The 16,092-nt window shown below is 59.0% G+C and carries 16 protein-coding genes and 1 pseudogene; 13 read left to right on the top strand and 4 right to left on the bottom strand.

Annotated features, from left to right (window positions below; translation table 11 throughout):
• Positions 1-6 precede the first annotated feature (6 nt).
• The 3 genes and pseudogenes from JOE56_RS04040 (at position 7) to JOE56_RS04030 (ending at position 2,577) form a co-directional block, all read left to right on the top strand.
• A complete protein-coding gene (locus JOE56_RS04040; RefSeq protein ID WP_338028618.1) occupies positions 7-924 on the top strand; it encodes an ABC transporter ATP-binding protein in 918 nt (305 codons plus the stop codon).
• Positions 921-1,673, top strand: coding sequence for an ABC transporter permease (locus tag JOE56_RS04035; protein ID WP_204514941.1), 753 nt, complete (start codon positions 921-923; stop codon positions 1,671-1,673). Before JOE56_RS04040 ends, JOE56_RS04035 begins: the two co-directional genes overlap by 4 nt.
• Positions 1,670-2,577: pseudogene (locus tag JOE56_RS04030) on the top strand (IS481 family transposase). The gene JOE56_RS04035 and the pseudogene JOE56_RS04030 overlap by 4 nt, the downstream one beginning before the upstream one ends.
• On the opposite strand, the gene JOE56_RS04025 reads toward JOE56_RS04030, so the two are convergent.
• Complete coding sequence (locus JOE56_RS04025) at positions 2,574-3,563, bottom strand: bile acid:sodium symporter family protein (protein ID WP_239530359.1); 990 nt, start codon at positions 3,561-3,563, stop codon at positions 2,574-2,576. The pseudogene JOE56_RS04030 and the gene JOE56_RS04025 overlap by 4 nt on opposite strands.
• Positions 3,564-3,636: 73 nt before the next feature.
• Positions 3,637-6,261: an aminopeptidase N gene (pepN, locus tag JOE56_RS04020; RefSeq protein WP_204514940.1), complete on the bottom strand. Its 2,625-nt coding sequence runs from the start codon at positions 6,259-6,261 to the stop codon at positions 3,637-3,639.
• A 91-nt stretch (positions 6,262-6,352) separates the two neighbouring features.
• Here pepN and JOE56_RS04015 point away from each other — a divergent pair, with 91 nt between their 5' ends.
• From JOE56_RS04015 to JOE56_RS03995, 5 genes are read left to right on the top strand one after another with little or no spacing between them, the layout of a single operon-like run.
• Positions 6,353-7,471 carry an FUSC family protein gene (locus JOE56_RS04015; protein WP_204514939.1) on the top strand — a complete coding sequence of 373 codons (1,119 nt, stop codon included), beginning with the start codon at positions 6,353-6,355 and terminating at the stop codon, positions 7,469-7,471.
• 29 nt (positions 7,472-7,500) lie between these two features.
• Positions 7,501-7,815 carry a DUF2516 family protein gene (locus JOE56_RS04010; RefSeq protein WP_102239035.1) on the top strand — a complete coding sequence of 105 codons (315 nt, stop codon included), beginning with the start codon at positions 7,501-7,503 and terminating at the stop codon, positions 7,813-7,815.
• A 24-nt stretch (positions 7,816-7,839) separates the two neighbouring features.
• On the top strand, positions 7,840-9,024 hold the full coding sequence (locus JOE56_RS11570; protein WP_204514938.1) for a glycosyltransferase: 1,185 nt from the start codon (positions 7,840-7,842) through the stop codon (positions 9,022-9,024).
• A gap of 10 nt (positions 9,025-9,034) precedes the next feature.
• Positions 9,035-9,547, top strand: coding sequence for a type III secretion system chaperone family protein (locus JOE56_RS04000; protein ID WP_204514937.1), 513 nt, complete (start codon positions 9,035-9,037; stop codon positions 9,545-9,547).
• Between the two features lie 23 nt (positions 9,548-9,570).
• Positions 9,571-10,314 (top strand): phosphoglyceromutase, encoded by a 744-nt coding sequence (locus tag JOE56_RS03995; protein WP_204514936.1) that lies wholly within the window; start codon positions 9,571-9,573, stop codon positions 10,312-10,314.
• Positions 10,315-10,428: 114 nt separating this feature from the next.
• On the opposite strand, the gene phoU is transcribed toward JOE56_RS03995, so the two are convergent.
• Positions 10,429-11,094: a phosphate signaling complex protein PhoU gene (gene phoU, locus JOE56_RS03990; protein ID WP_239530358.1), complete on the bottom strand. Its 666-nt coding sequence runs from the start codon at positions 11,092-11,094 to the stop codon at positions 10,429-10,431.
• A 167-nt stretch (positions 11,095-11,261) separates the two neighbouring features.
• On the opposite strand from phoU, the gene JOE56_RS03985 reads away from it, so the two are divergent.
• Both JOE56_RS03985 and JOE56_RS03980 read left to right on the top strand, forming a co-directional pair.
• Positions 11,262-12,494 (top strand): ATP-binding protein, encoded by a 1,233-nt coding sequence (locus JOE56_RS03985; RefSeq protein WP_204514934.1) that lies wholly within the window; start codon positions 11,262-11,264, stop codon positions 12,492-12,494.
• Complete coding sequence (locus tag JOE56_RS03980) at positions 12,491-13,171, top strand: response regulator transcription factor (RefSeq protein WP_102239041.1); 681 nt, start codon at positions 12,491-12,493, stop codon at positions 13,169-13,171. The genes JOE56_RS03985 and JOE56_RS03980 overlap by 4 nt, the downstream gene beginning before the upstream one ends.
• Positions 13,172-13,255: 84 nt before the next feature.
• Here the strand turns inward: JOE56_RS03980 and JOE56_RS03975 are convergent, their stop codons facing one another.
• On the bottom strand, positions 13,256-13,828 hold the full coding sequence (locus JOE56_RS03975; protein ID WP_204514933.1) for a hypothetical protein: 573 nt from the start codon (positions 13,826-13,828) through the stop codon (positions 13,256-13,258).
• 232 nt (positions 13,829-14,060) lie between these two features.
• On the opposite strand from JOE56_RS03975, the gene JOE56_RS03970 reads away from it, so the two are divergent.
• The 3 genes from JOE56_RS03970 (at position 14,061) to ispF (ending at position 15,798) form a co-directional block, all read left to right on the top strand.
• On the top strand, positions 14,061-14,543 hold the full coding sequence (locus JOE56_RS03970) for a CarD family transcriptional regulator (protein WP_102239043.1): 483 nt from the start codon (positions 14,061-14,063) through the stop codon (positions 14,541-14,543).
• A 74-nt stretch (positions 14,544-14,617) separates the two neighbouring features.
• Positions 14,618-15,319, top strand: a complete 702-nt coding sequence (gene ispD, locus JOE56_RS03965; protein WP_204514932.1) for a 2-C-methyl-D-erythritol 4-phosphate cytidylyltransferase — start codon at positions 14,618-14,620, stop codon at positions 15,317-15,319.
• On the top strand, positions 15,316-15,798 hold the full coding sequence (gene ispF / locus JOE56_RS03960) for a 2-C-methyl-D-erythritol 2,4-cyclodiphosphate synthase (RefSeq protein ID WP_204514931.1): 483 nt from the start codon (positions 15,316-15,318) through the stop codon (positions 15,796-15,798). Before ispD ends, ispF begins: the two co-directional genes overlap by 4 nt.
• The last annotated feature ends 294 nt before the right edge of the window (positions 15,799-16,092 follow it).

Below are 16,092 nucleotides of genomic sequence, written 5' to 3'. Positions count from 1 at the left end.
AATGTCGTGAGCTGTGCGGCTGTCAGCCGCAACTTCGGCAGCTTCACTGCCCTCGAAGACGTCTCCTTCAAGGTCCGCGAAGGAGAGATCTTCGGGGTCGTGGGCCCGAATGGTGCTGGTAAGACGACCCTGTTGAACTGCCTGGAAGGACTGGACCGCCCCTCGTCTGGGCGCGTCGAGGTGCTCGGCTGCGACCCCATCAAGGACCAGCACTCGTTGGCTCAGCAAATTGGGGTCCAGCTGCAAAGCGCGGCCCTGCCACCTCGCCTCACTGTGCAGGACGCCCTCGAGCTCTACTCCGCCTTTTACGAGCGTCCGCGGCCTTGGCGCGAACTGTTGACGGATCTGGGGATCAAGGACAAGGCCAACGCCCGCGTTGACAGGCTCTCGGGTGGGGAGCGTCAACGAGTGTTCGTCGCCCTCGCCTTGATCAACCGTCCCCAGCTCGCTTTCTTGGACGAGCTCACCACCGCTCTCGATCCTCAGTCACGTCGAAACATGTGGGACACCGTCGAGCACGTCCGCGATAGCGGTGCAACGGTCGTTCTCACAACCCACTACATGGAGGAGGCCGAACGGCTATGCGACCGTGTAGCCATCATCGACCACGGCCGGTTGGTTGCTTTGGACACAGTGGCTTCCCTCATCCAGCAACACGCCGGCGAAACCACGGCGAAGCTCATCCTGTCGGCGTCGCCTAGCGCAGAGTTCGACCTCAACGGAGTTCCTGGCGTGACCAGCGCTCGAACAGAGGGACGGGAACTGACCATCCGCGGCACTGCGGACGGGCTGCAGGGCGTCCTTGCTGCACTGGCGGCACACCGCATCACCGTAACGAGCATGAGCACGACGACCCCCGGCCTTGAAGACGTCTTCCTGGCCCTCACCGGTCGACACATCACCACCGAGGAGCAGGCGGCATGAACGCATATCGAGCCCTTCTCAAAGCCCTATGGCGCTCCCAGCGCCGCGACCCTGTAGGCCTGTTCTTCTCTTTCGGTTTCGCGCCGGTTTTGGTGCTGGCCCTGGGTATGATCTTCGGTAACGATCCGCGACCGGAGTTCGGTGGACGGGGATTCCTCGATGCGACCCTGCCCGCCTTCGCCTCTCTTGTTCTCGCCATGACCGGGGTCCTCCAGGTGCCCGTGGCGATGCTGACCCTTCGTGACACGGGCGCACTCCGACGCCTGAGTCTTACGCCGCTGCGTCGTTCCACCTTCATCGTAGCGAGCCTCACCGTGCACTTCGTCGTAGGTATTGCGGGCATGCTCACCGCTTTGGCGATTGGGATCGGGGTTTTCGGGGTGCCCATGCCTAGCCACGTTCCAGGTGTCCTGGCTGTGTGCCTCATCGGGCTCAGCACCTTCCTCGCAGTGGGTTGCGCGCTTGCTGCGCTCTATCCGTCCGCCACTGCCGCTACGGGCATAGGGAACGTGCTCATGATCCTGCTCATGCTCACATCCGGAGCCTTTACGCCATTGGCGGCGATGCCGTCGGCGATTCAGCAGATCGTTAAGTATTCACCCGTCCGTTGGTTCGTCGAAGCCGCTCAACAGGCGTGGGACGGCGACCCACTAGCCGCCATGATCATGCCGGTGTTTCTTCTGTGCGTTGTACTCGCCGTCGCTGCTCTCGTTGGCCGGTGGCGCTTCCAGTGGGAGCCGGTCCGATGACGACGCACGCGAACGCCGCTCTCACACCTCGCCACCGACTCAAGGTCGCCCGCCTCGTCGTCGACGAAGGATGGCCGATCAGCGAGATCGCAGCCCGGTTCCAGGTGTCGTGGCCCACCGTGAAGCGTTGGGGCGACCGCTATGTGTCCGGCGAGTCCATGCAGGACAGGTCCTCGCGCCCGAAGAACTCACCGACCAAGACATCGCTCGCGGTCACGAAGCGCTGTATCAGCCTGCGAATGAGACTGCGAGAAGGACCGGTTCAGCTCGCCGTGCGCGTCGGTGTCGCTCCATCGACCGTGCACCGCATCCTGCGCTCGGCTCGATTGAACCGACTTGCTTACCTCGACCGCGCCACTGGCTAGCTAGTTCGCCGGTACGAACACCGCTACCCTGGCTCCCTCGTCCATGTAGACGTGAAGAAGTTCGGGAACATCCCCGATGGCGGTGGCTGGCGCTACGTGGGCTGCCGCCAAGGAGAGAAGAACCGTTCCGCCACCCCCGACAAGCCGAAGAACAAGTGGCGCGATCCCAAGCTCGGGTACGCCTTCATCCACACCGTGCGGTCGAGTGGTTCACCGATCGTGGCGTCACTGTCGAACGAGTCTTATCAGACAATGGCGGTGCCTACCGCTCGCACCTGTGGCGCGACACCTGCGAGGCGCTGTCCATCACCCCGAAGTGGACCCGCCCCTACCGGCCGCAAACCAACGGCAAGGTCGAACGCTTCCATCGCACAATGGCCGACGGATGGGCTTACGCTCGCTGCTACACCAGTGAGCAGGAGCGTCGCGACGCACTCACTGACTGGCTCCACCACTACAACCACCACCGGCCGCACACGGCCTGCGACTACCAGCCGCCCATCTCCCGATTGACCAACGTCCCCGGTCAGTACATCTAGGCCTCAGACGTAATTTCTGACTTCGTTTCGCGTGGGGTGACTTCGACGGGCTGGCGGGCGAAGATCGCAGCCAGTATCGCACCAGATACGTTGTGCCACACGCTGAACACCGCGCCAGGCAGAGCGGCCAAAGGCGAAATGTACGTCGTCGCCAAGGTCGCTGCCAACCCAGAGTTCTGGAGCCCCACCTCAAAGGTGAGCGCGCGACGCTGAGTCGACGACAAGCCAACTGCCACACCCGTGGCGAAACCAACGGCCAGTCCAATCGAGTTGTGCAACACAACAGCCAGCAAAACGGTCGCTCCTGCGCTTACCAGTTTGTCGGCCGAACCGCCCACAACAACTGCCACGATGAGTGCAATTGTCAAGGCCGAAAGCCACGGCAGAACAGGGCTGATCTTCTGAATGAACTTGTCCGCAAGGACACGGATGACAACACCTGCGATGACAGGAACAAGCACGGTCTTGACGATCGACATCATCATGGTCGCAAAACTCACGTCCATGTACTGACCCGCAAACATGAGCGTAAGAGCAGGTGTTGCCAAAGGCGCAATCAACGTGGACAAAGTGGTGACCGACACCGAAAGTGCGACGTCACCGCGAGCCAAATACGTGACCACATTCGACGCCGTACCACCCGGAGCACACCCCACCAAGATGACACCCGCAGCAAGCTCAGGAGGCAACCCCAAAAGCACCGCAACGAGCCAGCCAGCCAGTGGCATGAACAGGTACTGAGCTACGACACCCACAATCGCAATCCATGGCTTCTTCACGATCTGGGTGAAGTCCGGAACGGTGAGCGTCAGCCCCATGAAGAACATGACCCCACCCAGGAGCCAGGTGACGGAAGGGGCCAGCGGAGTAACGACCTCGGGCAACAAAAACCCGAAGACGCCAGCCACTACAACCAGGGCCGGAAAAACCGTGACGGCAACGCGGGCACTACGCTGCTCCTGAGGATTCATGCTTGAGGTGCTCATGAATGCTTAGTAAAGCGTAGTGTCGCGTATGTCACAGAAGCGTCCGCACTGTGGGCGCTCTAGGTTCAACACGTCAGAGCGACGCTTGGGCTCCCTGCACGCGGATCGCTCGGTGCGTGTCATCACCCAGTTCAGTGACGAGCCTGCGCAGAGCAGCCGGAGCAGTGCCGTGCTCGCTCAGCCACGCATCAGTACACTGCGCTACGTGCTCACGCCGCGTCGACCACGACGGGTACAGTCCCAGCACCAATCGCTTGGCGATTTCGTTCGACCGGGTAGTCCAGAACGACTCAAGCTGCTCAAAGTACTGGTCCACAAACGGTTCAAGAATCGGGGTGGCCACAGGGGACGTGAACCCAGCGACCGTGGCCGAAAGCGAACTGTTTGACAGCGACGTGTCAGACGTGACCGCCTCAAAGGCACGCATTTTTGCCACCGGGAGCGACCGGGCCGCACGCGCTGTCCGAGCCTGCATCACACCGGAATCAGTGCGGTCGCGGGACTCCTGGGCGGCAATATCTTCTTCATCGGCCCAGCCCAAAACCACCAGCGAAATGAGCGCCTTCCACTTCAAGGCGTTGTCTACCTTCAGGCCGTAACCCTCAAGCGTGGTTCCGGACGCCAGAACGCGGGAGGCGAAGTCGCGAGCCGCGACGACCTCGGGACCGGGGGTCACGACGGTCGCCGAATGCGCAACAAAAATGAGGACGACTTCTGCCAGGTTGAGCTGGGTATCTGAGCCTGGTTCAGCGCTCTCAAGCGCGTCCAAAGCCGCACCCAGGATCGTGCTGAGCGTGCCATTGACATCCGTTGTCCACAACTTCACCGCTGTGAGCGCCTGGGCGCGCAGACCGGCGTTGATGCCTGCATGCCGTTCACGACCCAGCGAACGAGCGTACGCGTCAACGAAGGAGCTCACGCTCAGCGAGCCGTCGCGCATCGCGTTCGTCAAAGCAGACCACACGACCGCTCGATCCAGCGCGTCAGGCAACTTGGTCACGCTGTGCAACGCGTGTGCCGTTGAGGCTTCGTCCAGACGCATTTTGGCGAAATCGTCGTCACCGTGGCCGGGCAGAAGAAGGTCGGGGCGCTTGGTGCCCACCAGCTGAGGAAGGTCCGCCGAGGCGGTGTCAAAGTCGACCTTCCATGTTTCCGTTGGGTGCATGGCACTGCGTTGGCGATTGAAACCGGCAAGCGTGAATGTGTGAGGGCGAACCACCTGGGGTCCGGTGTTGCTCTGTGAAACGGTGGCCTTGGTGATGGTGCCCGCGTCATCGGTTTCGACGTCGACGCTGATTTCACTCACGCCCGTTGTGGCGAGCCATGCGTCGGCCCAAGCACGCACGTCGCGGCCATCCGTGCGCGCTTCAAGCGCGTCAAGGAAGTCCACCAGCGTGGTGTTGCCAAACGCGTGCTTTGCGAAGTAGTCGCGGGAGCCGGCCATGAAAGCGTCCAGTCCCACGAACGCGACCAGTTGCTTGAGAACCGAAGCTCCCTTGGCGTAGGTGATCCCGTCGAAGTTGAGCCGGGCGGCTTCGACATCGGGAATGTCGGCCACGATGGGGTGGGTCGTGGGGTACTGGTCTTGGCGGTACGCCCAGTCCTTGCGACGCAGAGCGAAGGTCACCCAGCCGTCGGTGAACTCGGTTGCGGTGGTCAGGGCGAGCGACGCCATGTAGTCGGCGAACGACTCCTTCAACCACAGGTCGTCCCACCACTGCATGGTGACCAAGTCGCCGAACCACATGTGCGCCATTTCGTGCAGGATCACGTTCGCGCGCGATTCGTATTCGGTGCGGGTGACGGCATCGCGGTAGATGAACGAGTCGACAAAGGTCACCAAGCCCGGGTTTTCCATGGCCCCCAGGTTGTATTCGGGCACGAAAATCTGGTCGTACTTGCCCCACGGATACGGGAATTCGAAGTTGTCGTGGTAGAAGTCCAGTCCCTGTTTGGTGACGGTGAAGATGTTGTCGGCATCCATGCTTTCGGCCAGAGACGCGCGCACGTACACGCTCAACGGGATTGTCAGGTCGCCGCGCGTGTATGTGTCGTGCGCTCCCACGTAGTGCCCTGCGCACACGCAAGTGATGTAGGTGGACATGCGTTCCGTGGAGGCAAATTCGTGGGTGACCGCCGAGGTCGTCGCGGCTTCCGCTGTCGGTGCGACTTCCGGGGTGGTTGCCTGCGATTCCGTGGGCGCGGTGTTGTTGAGGACGATGAAATCCTGAGGCGCCGTCACTGAAAACGTGAACGTCGCTTTGAGGTCAGGCTGGTCGAAGTTGGCGAATACGCGCCTGGCGTCCGTGGGTTCGTACTGTGTGTACAGGTAGATCTTGTCATCAGCCGGGTCGACGAAGCGGTGCATGCCTTCACCGCTTGTTGAGTAGATGGCTTGCCCTGTGACGGTGAGGGTGTTGGAGCCTGCCGTGACGGGGAATGTCACCCGGGCGCCGTCGAAGTTTTTTGCCGGGTCCAGAGACTGCCCGTTGATGGTGATCTCGCTGACGGAGTCTGCGATGAAATCGATGAACGTGTCAGCGTCCTGGTGCGCGTCAAAAACGACAGTCGACGTTGATGTGAATGTCTTTTTCGCGAGGTCCGGCGCCGAAGTAATGTCGAGGTGCACCGTGTAGCTGTGAGTAGCCAGTAGTTCGGATCGGGTGGCAGCTTCACTGCGTTTCAGATTTGTGGTCATGTGTCCTCCGTTATCAGCTCTCCTCACCTTGCCACATTTTTCCAAGTGCGTGTTGAAGAGTCGACTAGACTTGAGCGAGGAAGGGGTGAAAATGACGCAGGCTAGCACAAAGAAGCCCCTTTATAGGCGTCTCAGTGGGGCACTCGGAGTGCGCGTCCGATTAGGTGGGCTTCGCGCAATCGAGAACTCCAGCCAGATTTTCCAGGTGGTGATCGGAGCCACCAGCGGGTACGCGTTTTGTCACTATGTTCTTGGCCACCCTGCTCCGTTTTTGGCCGCTGTTGCCGCTGTCATTGGGACGGGTGTCACGGCTGACAAACGTTTGCGCCGATCCATTGAGATTGGTTTGGGAGCTACCCTGGGCGTATTGGTGGGCGAAATTCTGGTCCACATGTTCGGTATCGGGGTCTGGCAGATCGCGGTGGTGATTTTCGCCGGGCTGGTTGTGGGGAACATCCTGAATTCGGGTGCCCTGTTCGTCAACCAAATCGCAATCCAGGCCGTGTACGTGGTGGCCGTCCCCATGTCCATTGCCACCAAACCTTTTGACCGCACGGTCGACGCGATCGTGGGGGCAGTAATTGCGATTTTGATGGCACTGATCGTTCCGTCGGATGCGCGTAAACGGCCACGAAACCGAGCCGCTAACCTTCTGTACGAAATCTCGGTCTTGCTCAAAGGAACCGCGAAAGCACTGCGCACTGCCGACGCTGATTTAGCTCAACGTGTTCTTGAGCGTGCGCGCGAAAGCCAAGCGTTCGTCGATTCGTGGAGAACGTCGATCAGCGTGTCCCAGGAAGCGACCCGAATCAACGCGCGTTCACGCCGGTACGCCGCTGAGGTTACCCGCCTGGCCAGGGCGTGCGAATACGCTGACCGTGCCATGCGTCTGGTACGTGTGGTTGCGCGCCGAGTCGTCGCGATGACCGCTACCGGCGAAAAACGTCCGGGCGTCGCCCACCCCATTGAGCAGTTGGGTGAAGGCGCTGCCATGCTGCGGATCGCGTTGCGTCGTGGAACGTCCCGGGTTCCTGCTGAAAAGTTCCTGACCGAGGTCGCCCGCACCTTGAGTCCTAAAGCTGACTTTGTGACCGACCGGCACGATGAAACGCTCGTTTTGTTGCTCCGTCCGCTTGCGAACGACTTGATGTCGGCAGCTGGTATGACGGAAGACGCGGCAAACGACGTGCTACCCGAACTCGACGAGTAACTCCACAAGTAAAAGGTAAACTGGCATCCATGCTTGAGGCACTCGGCAATCTTCAGTCGCTTATTTTTCTGCTCCTTACCGTGGCAGCGTTTGTTTTCCAGCTTTTCGCGTTCATCGACTCGCTTCGGTACTCGCAAGAGGTCTACAACGCTGCTGGTAAACGAACGCGAGTGTTCTGGTCAGGAATTTTGGGTGTTGCATCGGCCCTGGCGTTCATTGCTCTGCCACCTATGCACATTCGAATCCCCTTCGTGACACTTTTAGGTATTGTGGCGGCCGGGGTGTACTTCGCCGATGTCCGTAAAGCACTGCGCGCGGTGGATCCGCGATACCGCGGGCGCTGACGCACTGACCGATACACTTCAAACGTGCGCGTTGCTATCCTCTCTCTTCACACCTCCCCACTTGCCCAGCCCGGCCAGGGCGATGCAGGGGGACTCAACGTCTACGTGACGAACACCGCCCGAGTCCTATGCGACCTCAGCCATCAGGTCACGATTTTTACTGCCGACCCCGCATGGGACGGGCCAGATAGCGTCACACGGGACCAGTTCGAGGTGCGGCATCTGCGCGTGAGTGCGACCGGCAAGGACGACCTTCCGCAACACATGACTGAACTGGCCGCACAGCTGGCACGCACACCGGAATATCGCGACGCCGATTGGGTGTGGGCGCACTACTGGATCTCAGCGCAGACGGCCCTGATGAGCAATGACAGTAGCGCTTCACGAAAGCCGGTCGTGGTGAGCTTCCATACGATCGGGGCGGTGAAAAACCGCGACACGGGAACCAGCCTGGAACCTGCCCAACGCCTCGAGGCCGAAGCTCAGATTGCCCGCGACGCTCACCTGCTGGTGGCGAACACTCCGCTGGAAGCGCGCGCCATGCGTGAACTGTTGGACCCGAACGCACGCATTGTGGTTGCCCAACCTGGCGTGAACCACAAGATTTTCACGCCCGATGAAACGTGTGAAACAGGGGAGCCGGGGGACGCTCGCCTGCCCAGCGCGCCTGCCAGCCCCCACACCCTGGTGTGTGTGGGCCGCATGCAATACATCAAAGGCACCGACATCATGATGCGCGCGCTCGCCGAACTGCGCCAGGCCGGCATGAACGTGCGCGTGGAGTTCTTAGGGGGTGGCTCCGGAGGCCCTGACACCCAGGATTTTGAGCGCCTCGCCACTGAGCTGGGTGTGTCTGACGGTGTCGACATCACCCCGCCCGTGCCTCCCCACGAACTCGTCACGTGGTACCGCCGGGCTGATCTGGTGATTGTCCCGTCGCGTTCGGAGTCGTTTGGGTTCGTTGCCGCCGAGGCGGCAGCCAGTGGGGCGTGTGTTGTCGCCTCCCGGGTGGGTGGGTTGCCCAGTGTGGTGGTCGACGGTGAAACCGGGGTGTTGTTCGAACCTGGCGATCACGTTGGGTTGGCACGCGCCATCACGGAACTGCTCAGTGACCCGGACGAACGTGAACGCATGGGACAAGCCGGCGTGCTACACGCACAGAGCTTTACGTGGGATACGTGCGTGCGTAACGTGTTGAATCAGCTGTGAGAGGAGATCAATGCCAGCTATTGACGTGCTCCACACGTGGGCCACACAGAATGACGTCGACATCGACACGGTGAACGACCACCACGCGGTTGTCGTTTTGCCGGGGGAGAAGAAACTCAAAACAGCGGTGTCGGTTAAAGAGAACCACCACAGCCTCGACTGCCAAGCCTTTATCATTCGTCGCCCCGACGAAAACCACCTCACCTTCGCCACCTACCTCTTACGGAAGAACCTGGAACTGTCCATGACAGCGTTCGCTGTCGACCACCTCGGCGACGTGTACCTACGTGCGGCCATTCCCCGTGAAGCGGTGACCGAAGACCTCATTGACCGGCTCATGGGCGAATTTCTTACGGTCGCTGACTCATCTTTTAACGAGCTTTTGGTGCGCGGGTTCATCACCTCGATGAAGAAGGAATGGGAATGGCGGGTGTCGCGAGGCGAATCCACGCGGAACCTCGAAGCGTTCAGGAAAATCCTGGATCCGGAAGCCAAGAAGAACAGCGGCCACATGTCAGAATGACGCCCGCATGACAGAATAGAAGTATGACGTACAATCTCGTGCTCTTGCGCCACGGCCAGAGCGAATGGAACCAGAAAAACCTCTTCACCGGATGGGTCGACGTCCCTCTCACCGAACAGGGACGCACGGAAGCGGCACGAGCAGGCGAACTGCTCATCGACGCCGGACTCCTCCCCGACGTTTTGCACACTTCGCGCCTGCGCCGTGCGATTGTGACTGCAAACCTCGCACTCGACGCAGCTGACCGCCACTGGATCGATGTGAAGCGTTCGTGGCGCCTCAACGAACGCCACTACGGTGCGTTGCAGGGCAAGAACAAGAAAGAGATTCGCGACGAATACGGCGAAGAACAGTTCATGACGTGGCGTCGATCCTTTGACACGCCACCACCTGTGCTGGATGACTCCAGCGAATGGTCACAGGCAGGCGACGCTCGTTACGCCAACTTGGGCGACTCGATTCCACGCACCGAATGCCTCAAAGACGTGATCGCGCGTCTACTCCCGTACTGGTACGACGCTGTAATCCCTGATCTGCGCGAAGGCAAGACCGTCCTGGTCACCGCGCACGGTAACTCACTGCGCGCGCTCGTAAAGCACCTCGACGGGATCAGCGACGAAGACATCGCCGGACTCAACATTCCAACGGGAATCCCACTGCACTACGAACTGGACGACAACTTTGCGCCAGTGAAGCCCGGTGGCACCTATCTTGACCCAGAAGCTGCTAAGGAAGCGGCCGCTGCGGTCGCAAACCAAGGCAAGTAAGAGCCAGGGCTGTTAGGCCGGAAAACAATGGCCCGCCAGTGTGAAACTGGCGGGCCATCGTGTTGTCTTGAGTAAGCCTCTGAATGAGGCTCGCACTGACGCTGGGGAGTGTGGTTACTCCGCCGAGGAAGCGTCTGAGTCCAGGTTTCCGGACAGCATGTAGTCTACGCGCTGAGCAACGTTGACTGCCTGGTCACCAAAGCGCTCGTAGTAGCGGGCCAGCAGGGTCACGTCAGCGATCTGGCTGGGGGTGATTTGATCGGCGTTCAGCGAAGCGATTACGGTGAACACTTCCAGGTGCAGCGCGTCGAGTTCTTCGTCCAGAGCCGAAATCATTGGGACAGCTGCAAGACCTGGCGTCGAAAGAAGTTCGACCATGCTTTCACCAATGCGTTCAGCAACCGAACCCATGCGTTCGAAAATGCGAGTGAAGGCTTCTGGGATAGCGTGTTCTGGGTAGCGGATGCGGACCTGAGCGGAAATGTGGCGGGCAAGGTCACCCATGCGCTCAAGCGCAACGCTCATCTTCAGAGCTGCAACAACGATGCGGAGGTCGGCCGCAACAGGTGCCTGGAGTGCAAGGAGTTCGACAGCGCGACGGTCAATTTCGACCTGGTTCGCGTTGACCTGGGCGTCGTCGGTGATGACCTGCTCAGCAAGCTGGAGGTCGTTGGTAGCGAGTGCCTTGTTGGACTGTTTGATAGCGTCAACGGCAAGGTTTCCGAGGTCAACGAGACCATCAGCAAGTGCTTCAAGTTCTTTGGTAAAGACTTCGCGCATTGCGGTCCTTTCAGAGTAAGTCGCGGGCATGCCAAAGGGCATGGACTGTTTTACGTTCCCACTTGTCTGTGAACGACCACTGACACCAAGGTGAATTCATGCTGACATGTGCGCACAATCTCAGTGCCGGTGTTAGACCAGGTGGCACGTACTACTAGGCTAACAACGTGGACGTGTTGATTATTTCCCTGTTGACCGGTGTAGTGGGTCTGGGGTTGGGTATTTCCGGCATTTTGGCGTTCCGCCTGTCGGAAAAGAGCCGTAATAGTGCTGATCTTCACTCCGACGAAGAACTTCCCGAAGGTATTGCTGAAGTCCTGGCTGTCTTGCCGTCTGCAGCCATTGTTGTCGACGCGGGTGACGATGTCGTCAAAGCTTCTCCCGCTGCCTACACCTACGGCCTTGTTCGTGGCCACTCGCTTTCGTCCGATGAGCTTCTAGAAGTTGTTGTGCGCGTGCGAGCGCGCGGCCTGATTGAAGAAGTGAACTTCAAGAAGGAGCGCGGAGGCGACCGCGGGTTTGTGCGTCACCTCCACGCTCGCGTGGCGCCTCTGGGTTCGGCGTATGTGTTGGTGTTGGCTGACGACCAGACTGAGGCTAAGCGGGTCCACGAAGTGCGCCGGGATTTCGTAGCGAATGTGTCCCACGAGCTGAAAACTCCCGTGGGTGCGCTGTCGTTGCTGGCCGAGGCGGTCACGGACTGTGCTGACGATCCCGAGGCGGTCGCCCGGTTTGGGGGTCGCATTCAGCAGGAGTCAAAGAGGCTCACGCAGCTGGTTCAGGAGATCATCGACCTTTCACGCGTTCAGGATCACGAAGCCCCGGGGGCTACGGAAGACGTGAGTATCGCGAAGGTCATCGAAGAGGCGGTGGATCGCGCCAAAACCCGTGCGGAAGCCAAAAACATTTCAATTGACATGGTCCCTACGGGTGAGTGGACTGTTTTGGGAAGCCACGACTTGCTGGTGAACGCCGTGCGTAACCTCATTGACAACGCCATTAGCTATTCCAACGACGGAACAAAAGTGGGCGTGGGTGCAAAAGAAGACGGTGGCAATGTCTTGATTTCGGTGACTGACCAAGGGATAGGGCTGTCGACTGAAGACACTCAACGTGTTTTTGAACGCTTCTACCGGGTCGACCCTGCGCGTTCACGTATGACCGGTGGAACCGGGCTTGGCCTAAGCATTGTGAAACACATCGTCGCTACGCACGGCGGCGAAGTTCGCGTATGGTCGAAGCTGGATCAAGGTTCTACCTTTACTATTGTTTTACCTCTTGCTCACTCTGAGGTTGATTTGTCTCAGGCTCAGCAAGACGGAATTTTGCTCAGCGATTCCAGCGGCCAACCGTTGACCGTCGCACAGACACAAATGCAGACACAAAAGGAGAAGTCGTGACGCGGATTCTGCTCGTCGAAGACGAAGAATCAATTTCGGACCCACTTGCGTACCTGTTGGGTAAAGAGGGTTATGACGTGACAGTCGCCGCGGACGGCTTGCAGGCTCTTGCGGAGTTCGACGCGCACGGTACTGATCTGGTTCTTCTGGACCTCATGTTGCCCGGGGCTTCCGGGACCGAGGTGTGTCGCCAGTTGCGCTCCAAGTCCAAGGTGCCCATCATCATGCTGACGGCAAAGGACTCCGAGATCGACAAGGTTGTGGGTCTGGAGTTGGGTGCAGACGACTACGTGACAAAGCCGTACTCGTCTCGTGAGCTGTTGGCCCGTATTCGGGCAGTGATGCGTCGCAACACAGAGTCTTCAGACATTGACGACGGTGTTCTTGAAGCTGGGGGAGTGCGCATCGACGTTGAACGTCACGTGGCAAGCGTTCGGGGAACCGAACTTGCATTGCCACTCAAAGAGTTTGAACTTCTTGAAATGCTGGTGCGTAACGCAGGTCGTGTCATGACACGCGGCCAGCTCATCGACCGAATCTGGGGACAGGACTACGTGGGCGACACCAAGACCCTGGATGTTCACGTCAAGCGTTTGCGTGCCAAGATCGAAGAAACCCCGTCTGAACCTAAGCTACTGGTCACTGTGCGTGGCCTGGGGTACAAGTTCGAAGCGTAAAACACCGGTGGCCTAGGTAAACAATCTTTGCCTTACCTAGGCCACCGGAGTTTGAACCGTCGGCAGTTGTGTACCTACGTGTACTTACTGTCCTTCGGTTTCTTCAGGAGCTGGGGTGGCTTCACCTTGGGCAGGAGCTTGGGTAGCGCCTTCAGCTGGAGCGCCGGTTGATGAGCTTCCTTTAGGCTGGGCGTCTTCGTAGTACCAGTGTTCGGCGTTCAGCACCTGTGCGCGCACAGTCTTTTCCATGCCGTTTGCGCTGACTTCAACCTCAACCTGTTCGCCAACCTTGGCGTTGAGACCCTTGACAACCGCTTCTTCGCCATTCGAGTCAGGCGACTGCGGGTTCTGAACGATGCGTTCGCCCTTCTTGAGCTTGACCTGCTTCTGGTAGTCTCTCACCTTGAGGGTGATCTTTGCTGGGCCATTGGAGTTGTTCACAATGGTGTAGAAGAGCTGTGCTTGGGAGTTGTCTTCGTTTGCGATGAGCAGAATGCCACGGAACTCGACTCCGCCGATTGATGCCCACGCGCCGTCACCGCCGTGGTAGACGTAATTGTGAGTCTGCTGGTTCGACAACAGGGCCGCGCAACCGCTGACAGGGACAACAAGGGCAATCGCTGCGGCTGCGACAGCTGCGCGGGTTAGCCGTTTCACGTTCACATACTCCTCAAAGTGGTACGCAACAAATTCTTAAGGAACACCGTGTATGTTACCTGTTTTTCACCCCGCGTAGAAACTATGGGTCACTTTCCGAGTTGCGTGCGCCACTGATGCAACCGGGCAACCTATCACAGGAGACGAGCTCTATTGCGCATTTCGGACATCACTTCGCGGTTGTGTTGTGCGTCATGTTAAACTGGAAGTCCGCGAAAGGGGAAAAAATAAGATGAGTTTTCAGGTCGGCGACACTGTTGTTTATCCGCACCACGGAGCGGCGACAATCCAAGAAATTAAGACCCGCACGATCAAGGGCGAAGACAAACTTTACTTGAAACTGCAGGTCTCACACGGCGACCTAACGATTGAAGTCCCCGCTGAAAATTGCGACCTCGTGGGTGTCCGCGATGTTGTGGGCGAAGAAGGTTTGGAAAAAGTCTTCCAGGTCTTGCGTGCTGAAGTTACTGAAGAACCAACCAACTGGTCACGTCGCTACAAAGCGAACCTCGAAAAATTCCAGTCCGGTGACGTTATTAAGGTAGCCGAGGTCGTTCGTGACCTGTGGCGTCGCGAACAGGACCGCGGTCTTTCCACAGGTGAAAAGCGCATGCTTGCCAAGGCTCGTCAGGTGCTCGTGTCGGAGCTGGCTCTGGCAGAAGAAAAAGAAGAGACAGAAGCCGAAGCAATGCTGGAAAAGGTTCTCGCTTCATAAAAGTGAAGAAGTAAATGGGGGTGACGTGACGTTGCCCCCATTTTTGTATGTACACGTGGACTAGAGTTGCGCATATGGAGACGGTGGCGATCATTCCAGCGGCAGGGTCTGGAACTCGACTGAGGTTAGAAACCCCCAAAGCATTTGTTCCTTTAGGGGGTCGCACCCTCCTCGAACACGCTGTTGCTGGTGTACTCAACGCAGGTATCGAGCTGGTTGTCATCGCGGTGCCACGAGACCTTAAAGCCCGCGCGCTAGACATGTTCCGCACGCAACCAAACGTTCAGACGGTGATCGGCGGAACGGAACGCACAGAGTCAGTACGGAATGCACTCGCAGCCATCGACGGCAAACCCACATACGCGCTGGTGCATGACGCTGCCAGGCCACTGACACCTCGGCGTGTGTTTGACCGTGTCCTCACCGCGCTCCGTGCCGGACACCGGAACGTGGTCCCAGTCCTCCCTGTATCAGACACCGTGCGAACGCTAACGTCGCAACAGCCTGAGGAAGTCGCGCCCTTGGGAGCTCCCGTAGAGCGCGCCCGGTTGCGGGCCGTGCAAACACCGCAAGGATTCACGTTTGATGACTTGGTGGCAGCGCACGACCGGTTTGCACGCGACACTTCAACGCAGATGACCGATGATGCAAGCTTGCTTGAAACGATGGGGATCCCCTCGGTAGGCGTCGAAGGGTCCCATGAAGCGTTTAAAATCACCCACCCGCTGGACCTCGAACTCGCGCGTATGTTGTGCGGACGGAAGGAATACACGTGATTGTTCCTCAGGTTGGAATCGGTGTAGACGTCCACGCTATAAGCGACAACCCCGACCGGCCCATGTGGCTGGCAGGTCTATTGTGGGAAGGTGTCGTGGGGCTGGAAGGTCACTCGGACTCCGACGCGGTAGCTCACGCGTGTTGCGACGCCATCTTTTCTGCAGCCGGCGTCGGTGACTTGGGCGCACACTTTGGCACAGACCGCCCCGAATTTGCCGGCGCCAGCGGGTGCACTCTCTTGCGCGAAGCCGCACGAATCGTGAGGCGTGCTGGCTTTGAGATTGGCAATATCAGCGTGCAGGCGGTATGCAACCGACCAAAAATTGGTACGCGGCGCGACGAAGCGCAACGTGTGCTCAGCGAAGCCGCAGGGGCAACCGTTCATGTTTCCGGGACAACGACTGACCGCTTGGGTTTAACCGGCCGAGGTGAAGGTGTGGCTGCCATTGCCACCGCCCTGGTGTATCGGACTCAGTGATTCCATAGTGGTCGCGGGCTGACGCTCGTGCCCCACCGAGCACCGTATTAAGAGCGTGTAAAGAATTTCCTGCTGGGTGTAAAGGAACCGTAAGGACCCGCAGTGTCCTGTTCGCGGGTGCGTTTTGATATTCACTGTCACTCAACTGAGTGGCTTCGCGCCGAGGCGAATCGACGCGAATTCTGAAATCACTCAGAAAGCTGAAACGTGTTAGACATCCTCTTCATTGCACTCACCGTGGCGTATTTTGCCGTTGTTGGTGTGTTCGGTTGGGCGGTGAACAAACTATGAGCC

The organism is Brevibacterium paucivorans, assembly GCF_016907735.1.
Classification (GTDB): domain Bacteria; phylum Actinomycetota; class Actinomycetes; order Actinomycetales; family Brevibacteriaceae; genus Brevibacterium; species Brevibacterium paucivorans.
This window is presented reverse-complemented; position numbering and strand designations above follow the sequence as displayed.

What these genes read in the sequence shown, in the direction of transcription:
- pepN (WP_204514940.1), bottom strand. Translation starts at nt 6,261, where the DNA reads ATGACCACAAATCTGAAACGCAGTGAAGCTGCCACCCGATCCGAACTA.
- ispD (WP_204514932.1), top strand. Translation starts at nt 14,618, where the DNA reads ATGGAGACGGTGGCGATCATTCCAGCGGCAGGGTCTGGAACTCGACTG.
- JOE56_RS03995 (WP_204514936.1), top strand. Translation starts at nt 9,571, where the DNA reads ATGACGTACAATCTCGTGCTCTTGCGCCACGGCCAGAGCGAATGGAAC.
- JOE56_RS03970 (WP_102239043.1), top strand. Translation starts at nt 14,061, where the DNA reads ATGAGTTTTCAGGTCGGCGACACTGTTGTTTATCCGCACCACGGAGCG.
- JOE56_RS04015 (WP_204514939.1), top strand. Translation starts at nt 6,353, where the DNA reads ATGACGCAGGCTAGCACAAAGAAGCCCCTTTATAGGCGTCTCAGTGGG.
- JOE56_RS04010 (WP_102239035.1), top strand. Translation starts at nt 7,501, where the DNA reads ATGCTTGAGGCACTCGGCAATCTTCAGTCGCTTATTTTTCTGCTCCTT.
- JOE56_RS04025 (WP_239530359.1), bottom strand. Translation starts at nt 3,563, where the DNA reads ATGAGCACCTCAAGCATGAATCCTCAGGAGCAGCGTAGTGCCCGCGTT.
- JOE56_RS04035 (WP_204514941.1), top strand. Translation starts at nt 921, where the DNA reads ATGAACGCATATCGAGCCCTTCTCAAAGCCCTATGGCGCTCCCAGCGC.
- JOE56_RS04000 (WP_204514937.1), top strand. Translation starts at nt 9,035, where the DNA reads ATGCCAGCTATTGACGTGCTCCACACGTGGGCCACACAGAATGACGTC.
- phoU (WP_239530358.1), bottom strand. Translation starts at nt 11,094, where the DNA reads ATGCGCGAAGTCTTTACCAAAGAACTTGAAGCACTTGCTGATGGTCTC.